Genomic DNA, 13,167 nt, shown 5'->3' with positions numbered 1-13,167 from the left:
GCCTCCGAAGTGCAATAAAACGCCCAATTGGGCCCGCTAATCCCGGAATGTGAAAAAAGCGAGCCAGCCTGCGGCTGTGGGGCAGGACGGGCTTGGAATCTGGGGAGTATTTCTTCAGCCTGCTAGGGCTAATCCGACCTACAGGCGCGACAACGAGAGCGTCGTTTCATCCCTGCGAATTGATCAATAGCTGACTAATTTGCAGGGATGAAGAACCAGGAGAAGGAACGCGCCAGCTCTTATGGCATGCCCACATCCTTCAACCCCAACATCCCCCGCGCCTCCTGCGGCGAAGCCACCTCCCGCCCCGCATTGCGCGCGTACTCCGCCAGCTTCTCAATCAACGGCCCATTCGAATCCGCCTTGGTCCCATCCGGCAGATAGAACGTGTCCTCCAGCCCCGTGCGCAGGTGCCCGCCCAGTTCGGCCACGCGCTGGTGCACGGGCCAGATCTCGCTGCGGCCGATGACGGTGGCCTGCCAGGGTGCGTCCTTGATTTTCAGCTTGAGCAGGATGGGCAGCAGGTCCGGGTCGGCGGGCAGACCGGCTTCGACTCCCATCACAAAGTTGTATTCGGGCAGGCTCGGCTTACACGCCCCCATCAGATGCCTGTTTATCCACGCTCCCCACGCACCAACAACTCCACCAGCGGCGCGTTGATGAAATACAAGTGCTTGCCTTGGCTGTGCTCCTGCACCAGCCCGGCCTGGGCCAGTTGTCGCAAGTAGCGTGCGGCGGTCTGCCGGGTGATGCCCAGGTCGTTCTGCACGAACTCGATGCGCGTGTAGGGGTGGCGAAACAGGTTGTTGAGCAAGTCCTGCGAATACAGCTTGGGGGTATCGGTCCGCATGCGGCGCTTGGTTTCTACCATCAGGTCGCGCATGCCCCCCACCAGTTGGACGGCTTGGCGCGCCGTCTGCGCCACGGCATTGAGCATGAAGACCACCCACGCCTGCCAGCTAGCGGCAATGGCTGCCGGGTCGCCTTCCGCATCGCGCACCTCCTGCAGCAAACGGTAGTAGTCACCCTTGTACTGATTGATGTAGCGTGAGAGGTAGAGCACGGGCGTGTCCAGCAAGCCGGTGCGCACCAAATACAGCACACACAGAATCCGCCCGATGCGGCCATTGCCATCACTGAAAGGGTGGATGCTTTCGAACTGGTGGTGAATCAGCGCCATCTTGATGATCGGATCCAGGTCGCTGGCCGAGTCATCGTTGACGAATTGTTCCAGCGCCTGCATGTGGGCTTGCACCTGCGAGCTGTCTTGCGGTGGCACGAAGACGGTTGCGCCGGTTTTCTCATTCTTGAGCACCGTGCCGCCACCGGTGCGAAACGTCTCGCTGCTGTTCTTCAGCAACTGGAACAGCGCAATCAGCGTGCCATTGCCCAGGATGCCTTGTTGCTCTCGCATGCGGTCGAATCCGTGCCTCAGCGCCTCTCGGTAGCGCGACACCTCCTTGGCGGCGGGCGACACCCATTCGGCGATGTGCAAATCCGCCTGAAACAACTCGTCCTGCGTGGTGACATAGCTTTCCACTTCCGAACTCGCCTTGGCCTCCTGCAATGCCAAGGTGTTGATCAGAATAGCCTGGTTGGGAATGCTGGCTGCGCAGCCCTTGAGTTCCGCCAGATGGCGATGGGCCGCGACCAATGCCTTGAGCAGTTCTGGCGTCTGAAAATCGACACCCAGCGGCGGAAGCTTGGGGATGGAGTAGCTGGGTTGCAATGTCATGGAGTCATTCTGTTCGTGTCTGGATTCACGCAAAAAACGCACATGAGCGCCATGATGCGTTAAAAAAGCACGATTTTTTTAACATGATTGGGCCGTCATGTTAAATAAATGATGTGCCCAAGCGCGGTGTTGATCGTTCCAAGATGAACGACCGAAGTGAGCGATTGCCCACTTGACGCAAGCTAGAGCACCTGTAACCCCAACATCGCCCGCGCCTCCTGCGGCGAAGCCACCTCCCGACCCACATTGCGCGCATACCGTGCCAGCTGCTCAATCAACGGCCCGTTCGAATCCGCCTTCGTCCCATCCGGCAGATAGAACGTGTCCTCCAGCCCCGTGCGCAAGTGCCCACCCAACTCGGCCACGCGCTGGTGCACGGGCCAGATCTCGCTGCGGCCGATGACGGTGGCTTGCCAGGGGGCGTCCTTGATCTTGAGCTTGAGCAGGATGTGCAGCAGGTCGGGGTCGGCAGGCATGCCGGATTCGACGCCCATCACAAAGTTGTATTCGGGTAGGCGGGCTGTGTACATGCCGGTCTGCACATACATCTCCACGCAGCGCACGATGCCCACGTCAAAGCATTCAAACTCGGGCAGCGTGCCGGTTTCCAGCATCACGTCGATGAAGTCCTTGACCTTGGCGGGCTGGTTGTCGAACAGCATGGGCGGCCAGGCCCAGGTGCCGTTGCTGCGCACCTTCAGGTAGTTGAGCGAGCCGGCGTTGCACGCCGCCATCTCAGGGCGGGTGGCGCGCAGGCAATCGAGCGGGCCCTGGTAGTTGGGGCCGACCACGCCGGTGGTCTGATTGATGATCAAACCCGGGCAGGCCTCGCGCATGGCCTGCACGCAGTCGCGCGCCACCTGCGGGTCCCAGCTGGGCAGGTGTCCCTTGCCGGGCTCCTGGTTGCGAAAGTGCACGTGGACCACGGCGGCGCCTGCGTCGCAGGCACGGCGGGCTTCTTTGGCCAGTTGCTCGGGCGTGACGGGCACGTGGTGCTGGCCGGGGTCCGTCAGCACGCCGGTGATGGCGCAGGTGATGATGGCTTTGTTGCCGTGGTCGGTGCTGTGCATGGTGGCTGTCTCCTTCAAATGCCGAGCTGACGTGCAGCCAGGTCCTTCATGATTTCTTCCGCACCGCCGCCGATCATCATGACCTTGACCTCGCGGTAGATGCGCTCGCTGACGGTGCCGCGCATAAAGCCCATGCCGCCCAGGATCTGCACGGCCTGGTCGGCACAGAACTGCATGGTTTGGGTGGCGTGGTTCTTGAGCAGGCACACCTGCGCTACCCACTCGGGGCCGGTGCGGCCCGCATCGGCCTGCGCTGCCACGGATTCGCACCACGCGGCGGTGGACTGGATGCGCATCTGCATGTCCACCAGCTTGTGGCGGATGACCTGGTGCTCGACCAGCGCGGCGCCAAAGGTCTTGCGCTGGCGGGCCCACGCCAGGGCCTCGTCGTAGCAGGCCTCGGCAAAGCCCAGGGCCGACGCGGCGAGGCCAAAGCGCTCGCCGTTGAAGTTGGCCATGATGATGCGAAAGCCCGCGCCCTCTTCGCCCAGCAGGTAGCAGGCGGGCACACGCACGCTGTCAAAGCGCAGGTGGGCGGTGTCGGAGCAGAGCCAGCCCATCTTGTCGAGCTTGCTGCGCGACAGGCCTGCGCTGTGGCCGGGGATGAGCAGCATCGATATGCCGCCGCTGCCCTTGCTGCCAGCGTCGCCAGTGCGCACAGCCACTGTGATCCAGTCCGCGCGCATGCCGGATGTGATGAACACCTTTTCGCCGTTGACGATGTACTCATCACCCTCGCGCCGCGCGGTGGTCTTGAGCTGGGCCACGTCGGACCCGCCACCGGGTTCGGTGATCGCCAGTGCGGCAATCTGCTCGCCCGCCAGCACGGGTGGGATGACTTCGGCGCGCACCGCGTCGCTGCCATGGGCCAGCACCGGCGGCAGGCCGATGTTGTGCGACAGCAGGCTGGCCAGCACACCGCCGCTGGCGCCGTGGCGGCTGAGCGCGCGCCACAGCGGCAAGCGCAAGGCGTAGCTGGCGGGTGTGCCGCCGTACTGTTCGGGGTAGCCCAGCCCTAGCAGGCCCAGGTCGGCCGCGCGGCGGTACAGGCTGCGGGGGAATTCACCGGCCGCGTCCCACGCGTCCACATGCGGCGCGATCTCGGTGCGGGCAAAGCGGGTGACGGTGTCGGTGAGCGCGGTGCGGTCTTCGTTGCTCACAGGGGTCGCGTCGGATGTGGCGGTCATGCGGGCGCTCCTTGCGTGGCAGGTGCAAAGCGGGCCAGCACCTGCCCGGGCGAAACCTGCTGGCCGGGCGCTACCAGCAGCTCGGCCACGGTGGCGGCGGCAGGGCTGGCCAGGCTGTGTTCGAGCTTCATGGATTCGATGACCACCACCGTATCGCCCGCCGCCAGCGCCTGGCCTGCGGCCACAGGCAGCGCAACCACCTTGCCGTTGAAGGGGGCGCGCAGCTCGGTGGCACCGCCCGCTGCATCGGCGCGCGCGGCGGGCTCCCACGATGCGTCTTCCACCCAGCCATCCACACCACCGGTTTGCCAGTGCCAGCGCAGTGAGCCCACCGGAACGGCGCGCACCGTGTGGTCGGCATGGCGCACATCACCCTCCGCGCCGATCTGCGTGGTGGTGATGCGCACCATGCCCGCAGCCTGCGGCGCCAGCTTCAGATGGGTGGTGCCGCCCGCATGCTCCACCAACAGCCGCCCCGCGCCCAGCTCGCACACGGCCAGCGGAACCACCTGACCCTGGTGGCGCAGGCGCAGCGGCCGGGCCAGCGCGCAGGGCAGTTGCGCAGGCTCGGCGCCCGAAGAATTTGAAGCAAAAATGGCCGCCGCCGCGCTCTGCACAAACACTTCAAGCTCTATATTTGATAGCAGTTCTTGTAGTTGCGTGGCGTGCTCTGCAAGAAACGGCACCAGGGCATGCCCCGCGCCAAACACCGGGTGCTGCAGGCACGCTGCCAGAAACGCGCGGTTGGTGGGCAGGCCCAGCACGCGGGTGCTCTGCAGCGCGCGCACCAGGGCGGCGATGGCCTCGGCCCGCGTGGGGGCGTGCACGATGAGCTTGCCCAGCATGGCGTCATAGTGGGGCGAAACTTCAGCGCCCTCTTCCAGCGCGTGGTCAAAGCGCAGCGCGCCCGGCGCAGCCCGCTCAAAGGCGGCGGCCGGTGGCGCGCTGAACTGCTGTACGCGCCCGGTGTGGGGGCGGAAATGCGCGTCTTCGGCACACAGGCGCACTTCGATGGCGTGGCCTTGCAGATGCACCTGGTCTTGCGTGAGCGGCAGCGGCTCACCCCGCGCCACGCGGATCTGCCACTCCACCAGGTCCAGCCCCGTGAGCGCTTCGGTCACCGGGTGCTCCACCTGCAGGCGGGTGTTCATCTCCATCAAGAAGAAGTCTTCACCGTCGAGCAGAAACTCCACCGTGCCAGCGCCCACATAGCCAGCGGCCTGTGCCAGCGCCACGGCGCAGGCGCCCATGCGCTCGCGCAGCACTGCGTCCACGGCGGGGCTGGGGGACTCTTCGATGATCTTCTGGTGGCGGCGCTGTACCGAGCAATCGCGCTCGCCCAGGTGGATGCATGCGCCGTGGGCGTCAGCAAAGATCTGCACCTCCACATGGCGCGGCTGCAGCAGTGCGCGTTCGATGAGCAGGTCGCCACAGCCAAAACCCGCCAGCGCCTCCGACCGTGCGCTGGCCAATGCGGCGGGCAACTGCGCCAGGTCGGTGACCAGGCGCATGCCGCGCCCTCCCCCACCCGCCACGGCCTTGACCATGAGGGGCGTGCCGATGCGCGCTGCCTCGGCGGCAAAGCGTTCGTCGCTCTGGTCGTCGCCGGAGTACCCGGGCAAGCAGGGCACGCCGTGCGCATGGGCCAGGGCCTTGGCCCCCGACTTGCTGCCCAATGCGCGGATGGCGGCTGGCGAGGGGCCGATCCAGGTCAGGCCCGCATCGACCACGGCCTGGGCGAAGTCGGCGTTCTCGCTGAGGAAGCCATAGCCGGGGTGCACGGCATCGGCGCCGGTGGCACGGGCGGCGGCCAGCAGCTTGTCGGTGCGCAGGTAGGTGTCGGCGCTGGCCGCGCCGCCCAGCGCGATGGCCTGAGTGGCTTCGCGCACGTGCAGGGCGTTGGCATCGGCGTTGGAATAGACCGCCACCGTTTCGATGCCCATGCGGTGGGCGGTGTGGATGATGCGGCGTGCGATCTCGCCGCGATTGGCGATCAGTATCTTTTTCATAGGCTGTGCCCTCGCGGCTCCATCGCCCGCCAGCACGCTGCGCGTGCACGGGCAATCTGCTTCGCCATGCCTGCGGCATGAACAGCCCGATTGGCAATGAGGATTTTCTTCATGAGTTCGCACTCCACGGCGGCGCCTTGCGCGCAGCAAACGCCGCCAGCCCTTGCGGCGCCTCGGGGCCACGCAGCGCTTGCGCAAAGGCGAGGGCGGCGTCATCGAGCAGCGCGGGCAACGGCGTTTCGTGCTGGGCCAGCAGCAAACGTTTGGTGGCGGCTACAGCTTGGGGTGCGGCGGCGGCGTGGCGTGCGATGGCAGCCCGTACAGCAGCATCCATGTCGCCCTCCACCACGTCATCGACCAGGCCCAAACGCAGGGCGGCAGCAGCATCCCAGCGCTCGCCGGTCAGCAAACACCGCCGCGCAGCAGGCGGGCCAAGGCGCCGCACCACAAAGGGCGCGATCTGCGCAGGCACGATACCCAGCGTGACCTCGGGCGTGGCGAACTGCGCGCCGCGGTGGGCCAGCACCTGGTCGGCGCAGCACACCAAGCCAAAACCTCCGCCCATCGCAGCACCTTCGACCGCCACGATGAGCCACTGCGGCAGCGCGCACAGGGCCTGCAGCAACGCGCCAAAGCGGCGGTTCAGCGGTACCAGCGGGTCAGCCTCGCCCTCAGCCAGGGGCTGGCCAATGGTCTTGGCAAATCCGCCCAGGCTGCCACCCGCGCAGAAGTGACCACCTGCGCCACGCAGCACCACACCGCGCAGGTCGGCATCAGCCACAGCCCGCTCGCACGCGGCCAGCAGGGCGTCCACCATGGCTTCTGACAGCGCATTGCGGCTGGCCGGGTCGTTGAGCGTCCAGGTTTCGACACTGCCGCTGGGCAGCGGCATGCGGTCGATGAGCAAAACAGCGGCGGTCATTTCCGTATTCCATGGTTCGCACGCAGCGGGCTGACTTCACTCCCTCGCCCCTCGCGGGAGAGGGCTGGGGAGAGGGGGAGCCGGACTGGGAGGCAGCGCCAAATCAGCCCCCTCTCCCCAACCCCTCTCCCGCGAGGGGAGAGGGGCAGTACTGCGTGCGCATCACGCTGCAGGGACAACCTTTTGCCTCTCATACGGGTCGCTTCGCAATGCCCATGAGCTTGGCGAGGATGCCCAGCATCACCTCGTCCGCACCGCCGCCAATCGACGCCAGCCGCCCGTCGCGGTACATGCGTGAGACCTTGTTCTCCAGCGTGAAGCCCATGCCACCCCAGAACTGCAGGCAGGTGTCGGGCACCTCGCGGTTCAGGCGGCCGGCCTTGAGCTTGGCCATGCTGGCCAGCTCCAGCACGTCCTGCCCGTTCACGTACAGGTCGCAGGCTCGGTAGGTGAGTGCGCGCAAAGCCTCGACCTCGGTCTTGAGTTCGGCCAGCTTGAACTGCACCCACTGCTGGTCGGCCAGCGTGCTGCCAAACAGCTTGCGCTCCTGCGCGTAGTCGATGGTCCACTGGATGCAGTGGTTCAGCGATTCGAGCGTGCTGGCGGCGCACCACAGGCGCTCCTCCTGGAACTGCTGCATCTGGTAGATAAAGCCCTGTCCTTCGGCACCAATGCGGTAGCGCTGCGGCACGCGCACCTCGTCAAAGTAGATCAGGCCCGTGTCGCTGCTGTGCATGCCGATCTTGCGGATCTTCTGCGCCACCTCGATGCCCTGGGTGAGCTTGCCGCCCGGGCCATCCCGCATGGGCACCATCACCAAGCTCTTGTTCTTGTGCACGGGGCCTTCGCCCGTGTTGACCAGCATGCACATCCAGTCGGCCTGCAGGCTGTTGGTGATCCACATCTTCTGGCCGGTGATCACGTAGTCGTCGCCGTCCTTGCGGGCCACGCTCTTGATGCCCGACACATCGCTGCCCGCCGCCGGCTCGCTCACGCCGATGCAGCCCACCATGTCACCCGCGATGGCCGGGGCCAGAAACTGGCGCTTGAGTTCTTCGCTGCCGTAGCGCGCCAGCGCCGGGGTGCACATGTCGGTCTGCACACCGATGGCCATGGGCACGCCGCCGCAGTGGATGTGGCCCAGTGCCTCGGCCATGGCGAGGCTGTACGAATAGTCTAGCCCCTGGCCGCCGTATTCCTCGGGCTTGCACAGGCCCAACAGGCCCAGGTTGCCCATCTTCTTGAAGACCTCGTGCGCGGGGAAGATCTCTGCGGCCTCCCACTCGTCCACATGGGGGTTGATCTCTTCGTCGATGAAGCGCTTGAGGGTTTTCTGGATCTCGCGGTGCTCGTGTGTGAACTGCATGGTGCTTGTCTCCTGCTGTTGCGTTTGTATGTTTGTGTGCCTGCAAACCTCGATCACGAAAGCTGAAATTGCCCCAGCGGCTGTGGCCGCCCGTTGAGCACCAGCTCCACCTGGTGCGCGCCGGGGTAGTGGGTGCGTGTGGTCATCTGCTGCAGCGACAGCGTCTTGCCCACCGCCACGGTGGCACCGGGTGCGATGTCCAGCGTTTGCAGCTTGAACACCTTGGGCGCCGCGCCGCCGTGGGCCTTGACGTAGTGCACCTTCAGGTCCGCAAGCACGCGCTGGGGCTGGGGCGTGGGGTTGTGCAGTTCGGCCTCGATACGCACCTTGTCGCCGATGCGTGCGCGGGCGGGCAGCACGCGCGCGGACCGCACGTCCAGCGCCACGGCATGGCCCACGCCCAGGGCATCGAGCGCAGCGGCGTCGCCCCGTTTGATGAGAAAGCGCAGGCCGTGGCGCACCAGGGCTTCACGCGGGGCGGGTGCGCCCTGCAGCCAGGTGCGCGCGGTGCACACGGCCAGGTCGGGGTGGTCCTTGGCGATGTCGCCCAGGTGGTTGGCCACGGAGCGGCGCACGTAGGACGATGGGTCGTCCTTGAGCGCATCGAGCAACGGCAGGGCCAGTTGCGGGTTGTTCTGGAATGCAGGCAAACGCGGCGCCCAGGGCAGGCGGGGCCGCGTGCCTTCGCTCACCAGGCGGCGCACGTGGGCGTTGTCGTCCTCCGCCCAGTCACGCAGCCGCGCTAGCGTGGCGCCCTGGTGGTGCAGCAGGTAGGGGCGGATGCTGAACTCGGCCGTAAAGCGCTGGGTGAGCGCGTGCTGCGCGGCCATGGCCGCCTCGAAATGCGGCAGACCGTGTGTGCCGATGTAGATGCTGTGCGGCAGATACAAAAAGGCGCTGTAGGGGCGGTCACCCGCATCGGGCTCACCCGCCGCATCGAGGCCCATCGGCGGGTCCATCGAATCGACCAGCACGCCCAGCGCACGCGGCACGTCTTGCGGCAGGTGGGCCTGCAGGGCGTGCGCAATGCGTTGGCCGCGCGCCATCAGCTCCAGCGATTCGTAGCCGGGCTGTACTTGCTGCAGAAACGCGGTGGTGTCGAACTTGCGCCACGCACGGCGCACCATGGCCGCGATGCGCGGGGGCACGGTGTCATTCAGCAGGTATTTGAGAGGCTCGGCCATCGGGGAGATTGCGTGCGAAGCGCTTACATCCGCGCCACGCCAAAGCTCAGGGGCCGCAGCGTGCGCGCCTGCGCCTCGGCGCATGTGTCCAGGCAAAACGCCAGCACGGCCCGTGTGTCGCGCGGGTCGATCACGCCGTCGTCCAACAGCAGGCCGCTGGTGTAGAACGCATCGGCCTGGGCCTCGAACATGGCGACGATCTTGTCGAACTGGGCCTGCGATTCGGCCGGGTCGGGCATGATGCCTTTGCGCGCCAGCGCCGCCCCGGTCACGATCTGCATGGTGCGCGCGGCCTGCTCGCCGCCCATCACCGCTGTCTTGGCCCCCGGCCAGCAGAACAGGAAGCGCGGCGCATAGCCCCGCCCGCACATGCCGTAGTTGCCCGCACCAAAGCTGGCGCCGCACTGGATGGTGATCTGCGGCACGGTGGCGTTGGTCACGGCCTGGATCATCTTGCTGCCGTGCTTGATCATGCCGCCCTGCTCGCTGTCCTTGCCCACCATGTAGCCAGTGGTGTTCTGCAGGTAGATGATGGGGTGGCCCAGCTGGCACATCCAGTGGATGAAGTGCGTGGCCTTGTTGGCGCCCGCCACGTCGATGGGGCCGTTGTTGCTGATGAAGCCCACCGCATGGCCCTGGATGTGGCCCTGCGCGCACACGGTGGCCATGCCGTAGCGGGCCTTGAATTCGAGCAGCTCAGAGCCATCCACCAGCCGCGCCATCACCTCGCGCATGTCCACGGGCTGGCGCAGGTCGGAAGACATCAGGGACAGCAGGTCATCTGCGGGCAAGAGAGGTGCGGGCACGCTGGGTCGCCGGGGCATGTTCCAGCCCAGCTGCGCGACCACATCGCGCGCCAGGCCGATCGCCTCGCGGTCGTCCTGGGCCAGGTATTCGCCCAGGCCCGAAACGGACGTGTGCATCTCGGCGCCGCCCAGTTCTTCTTCCGTCGCAATCTCGCCCGTCGCAGCCATGAGCAGCGGCGGCCCGGCCAGGAAGGCGCGCGAGCGGCCCTGCACCATGATGACCACGTCCGACAAGCCGGGCATGTAGGCGCCGCCTGCGGTGCCCGAGCCGTGCTGCACGGTGATAACCGGAATGCCTGCCGCCGACAGCCGCGCGAGGTTGCGGAACAGCGTGCCGCCGTGCACGAAGCCCTCCACCCGGTAGCGCATGAGGTTGGCGCCCGCGCTCTCCACCAGGTGGATGAACGGCAAGCGGTTTTGCAGCGCAATCTCCTGCACGCGCAAGATCTTTTCCAGGCCCATGGGCTGGATGGCTCCGGCTTCGATGCCTGAATCGCTGGCCACCACCATGCAACGCACGCCACTGACAAAGCCGATGCCCGCGACCATGCCGCCACCGGGCACGGACTTCTCGGGATCTTTCACGTCCTGCAGGTAGCCCGCCAGGGTGCACAGCGGCAGCCAGGGCGCACCCGCATCCAGCAGCAGCGCCACCCGCTGGCGCGGCAGCAGCTGGCCGCGTTTTTCAAACTGGGGCAGCGACCGGGCCGAGGCGGCGGCGGCACGCTCTTCCAACGCGCGCAGAGCATGAAGGCGGGCCTGCAGCGCCGCGCGGCGCTGCGTGGCCTCGGCGCTGACTGGGTTGAATCGGGAAGTGAAGACGGCGGTCATGCGGCCTCGGTCTTGGGGGTGTGGGAAGGTGCAAACACCTGCGGCACCTGCGCGCGGTGAAAGCCGTCAAATGGCCGCACGGCCGGGTGTGCTGCGGCGGTGGCACCAGGCGGGCGCTGCGGCCAGCCCATGCGCACCTGGGGCCGTGCGCCGTCCACCCGCAACGTGGTGCCGCTGATGAAGCTGGCTGCCGGGCTGAGCAAAAAGGCAATTGCGGCCGACACCTCGGCCTCGTTGCCAAAGCGCCCGAGCGGCACCGTGCGCGGCATGGCACGCAGCATGTCTGCCGCCTCGGGCGGGTAGTTGTCCATGCCGCTGGAGGCGATGTAACCCGGCGCCACGGCGTTCACGCGCACACCGCTGTGCGCCCATTCCAGCGCTGCCGTTTCCGTCAAGCTGACCATCCCCGCGCGCGCAGCCCCGCTGTGCCCCATGCCCGGCATGGAGCCCCACATGTCGGCCACGATGTTGACTACCGAGCCGCCGTGCTGCGCCATCCACTGCCGATAACACTCACGCGCCATCAAAAAGCCGCCCGTGAGGTTGGTGTGCAGCACGGCCTCCCAGCCCTTGGCGCTGATGGATTCGAGCGGCGACATGAACTGCCCGCCCGCGTTGTTGACCAGCGCATCGATGTGGCCCTGCGCAGCGATGATCTGCTGCACCAGCGCCACCACACCTTCCTCGGATCGGATATCGCACACCTCGCAGGACACGCGGCCGCCATCGGCGGTGATCTCTTCGGCCACGGCCAGCAGCTTTTCTGGCTTGCGCCCCACCAGCACCACATGCGCCCCCAGGTGTGCCAGTTCGTGTGCCGTGCACCGGCCAATGCCGGAGCCACCGCCGGTGACCAACACCACCTGGCCCAGGAACAGGCCCGGAGCAAACACTGACTGGTAGGCGTTGCGCGCGGTGGGGGCCATGGTGACTCTGCCTTGATGGGGTTGTTTGTTATGAACGGATAAACAAGGCCAACGCCTCGTCGGTGAGCGCGTCGAGCGACTTGCCCTTCTTGGGCGAGAACCATTGCACCGCCCAGTTAAGCGCCCCGAAGATGAACAGCCGCGCCACACCGGGCTCGGCCTGCAGCGCGCCCTGCTGTGCCAGAGCTTCGAGCACGGGCATCCAGGTGGCCTCGTAGCTGTCTTTGATGCGGGCAATGCCCTTGCGCTGCGCAGGCGTGAGCGAGCGCCATTCGTACAGCATCACCGGGATGAAGCTGCTGCGCGGGCCGAGCAGGATCTCGAAATGGTGGCGAATGAGCGTGCGCAACTGCTCGCGCGGCGTGGCCGCGGCGGGCAGTGCATCGAGTGCCTGCTGCTGGCTTTGCGTGGCCATGGTCATGCCCTCGCTCATCACGGCGTAGAGCAGCGCGCTTTTGCTTTCGAAGTGGTAGAAGGGCGAGCCACTGTGCATGCCTGCCGCCGCAGCAATGTCGCGCGTGCTGGTGGCGGCAAAGCCCTGGGTGCGAAAGAGCTTGGCCGCGCCGTCCATGAGCTTGCGACGGCGGTTGCCGTCGTCCAGTTCTTCGGCGGTCTTGCGGGGGCGGCCGCGGGGGCGGCGGGTGGTTTCTTCGGAGGGGGATTGTGTGGTGGTTGCCGAGTTGGCGCTGAGGGGCGCTACGGCCTTGCTGCGGGGGCGGGCCGGGGGCTTCTTGAGAGTGGGGGCGATGGCGCGGGTGCGCGGCACGGGTGAGTCCATGCAGGCACGATAGCAAAACTGCTTATTTTTAGCAAGCAAGTGCTTTGTAAAAATAGATAGCTTGTCTGATCGCGATTGCTACGGGTGCTTTTTGAGGTTAAGCGCCGGTATTCACTGCCTGATTTGCTGTTCATTTGGAAGCAGATCGCGTGCCTATGTGTCGCATCCCGGATGATTGCATAGACTCTAAACGCTATCCACTCTTCATGGCCCGAGCTGTTTTGAGGGAGTTGATAGAGTCCTTGCAATCCACCCAGGGAGTGAAGCCATGTTGATAGCCCTGCACAAGAACGCCCGCACCACGCCCGCCGTGCGCGCCGAGATCGCAGCCAGCAATGAACCAGCCAGCGTCC

11 protein-coding genes are annotated in these 13,167 nt (G+C 66.2%); all 11 read right to left on the bottom strand.

Going from position 1 to position 13,167, the window contains the following annotated elements; translation table 11 throughout:
• Nucleotides 1-239: 239 nt before the first annotated feature.
• On the bottom strand, nucleotides 240-602 hold the full coding sequence (locus ACYZGB_RS22270) for a 3-keto-5-aminohexanoate cleavage protein (protein ID WP_462391127.1): 363 nt from the start codon (nucleotides 600-602) through the stop codon (nucleotides 240-242).
• An 11-nt stretch (nucleotides 603-613) separates the two neighbouring features.
• On the bottom strand, nucleotides 614-1,735 hold the full coding sequence (locus ACYZGB_RS22265; RefSeq protein ID WP_462391125.1) for a Fic family protein: 1,122 nt from the start codon (nucleotides 1,733-1,735) through the stop codon (nucleotides 614-616).
• Nucleotides 1,736-1,917: 182 nt separating this feature from the next.
• Nucleotides 1,918-2,805 (bottom strand): beta-keto acid cleavage family enzyme, encoded by an 888-nt coding sequence (locus ACYZGB_RS22260; RefSeq protein ID WP_462391123.1) that lies wholly within the window; start codon nucleotides 2,803-2,805, stop codon nucleotides 1,918-1,920.
• A gap of 14 nt (nucleotides 2,806-2,819) precedes the next feature.
• A complete protein-coding gene (locus ACYZGB_RS22255) occupies nucleotides 2,820-3,992 on the bottom strand; it encodes an acyl-CoA dehydrogenase family protein (RefSeq protein WP_462391121.1) in 1,173 nt (390 codons plus the stop codon).
• Nucleotides 3,989-6,001 carry an acetyl/propionyl/methylcrotonyl-CoA carboxylase subunit alpha gene (locus ACYZGB_RS22250; RefSeq protein WP_462391119.1) on the bottom strand — a complete coding sequence of 671 codons (2,013 nt, stop codon included), beginning with the start codon at nucleotides 5,999-6,001 and terminating at the stop codon, nucleotides 3,989-3,991. The genes ACYZGB_RS22255 and ACYZGB_RS22250 overlap by 4 nt, the downstream gene beginning before the upstream one ends.
• Before the next feature lie 109 nt (nucleotides 6,002-6,110).
• Nucleotides 6,111-6,923 (bottom strand): enoyl-CoA hydratase/isomerase family protein, encoded by an 813-nt coding sequence (locus ACYZGB_RS22245; RefSeq protein WP_462391117.1) that lies wholly within the window; start codon nucleotides 6,921-6,923, stop codon nucleotides 6,111-6,113.
• A gap of 190 nt (nucleotides 6,924-7,113) precedes the next feature.
• Nucleotides 7,114-8,289, bottom strand: coding sequence for an acyl-CoA dehydrogenase family protein (locus ACYZGB_RS22240; RefSeq protein WP_462391115.1), 1,176 nt, complete (start codon nucleotides 8,287-8,289; stop codon nucleotides 7,114-7,116).
• A 53-nt stretch (nucleotides 8,290-8,342) separates the two neighbouring features.
• Complete coding sequence (locus ACYZGB_RS22235; RefSeq protein ID WP_462391113.1) at nucleotides 8,343-9,473, bottom strand: DNA alkylation repair protein; 1,131 nt, start codon at nucleotides 9,471-9,473, stop codon at nucleotides 8,343-8,345.
• A 23-nt stretch (nucleotides 9,474-9,496) separates the two neighbouring features.
• Entirely contained in the window at nucleotides 9,497-11,110 is a 1,614-nt protein-coding gene (locus ACYZGB_RS22230) for an acyl-CoA carboxylase subunit beta (protein WP_462391111.1), read from the bottom strand.
• Nucleotides 11,107-12,036: an SDR family oxidoreductase gene (locus tag ACYZGB_RS22225; RefSeq protein ID WP_462391109.1), complete on the bottom strand. Its 930-nt coding sequence runs from the start codon at nucleotides 12,034-12,036 to the stop codon at nucleotides 11,107-11,109. The genes ACYZGB_RS22230 and ACYZGB_RS22225 overlap by 4 nt, the downstream gene beginning before the upstream one ends.
• A gap of 28 nt (nucleotides 12,037-12,064) precedes the next feature.
• A complete protein-coding gene (locus ACYZGB_RS22220; RefSeq protein WP_462391107.1) occupies nucleotides 12,065-12,814 on the bottom strand; it encodes a TetR/AcrR family transcriptional regulator in 750 nt (249 codons plus the stop codon).
• Nucleotides 12,815-13,167 lie beyond the last annotated feature (353 nt).

It is taken from the genome of Acidovorax sp. Q11, assembly GCF_054950075.1.
Note: the sequence above shows the minus strand (reverse complement) of the source record. Positions and strands in the feature narration are given on the sequence as shown.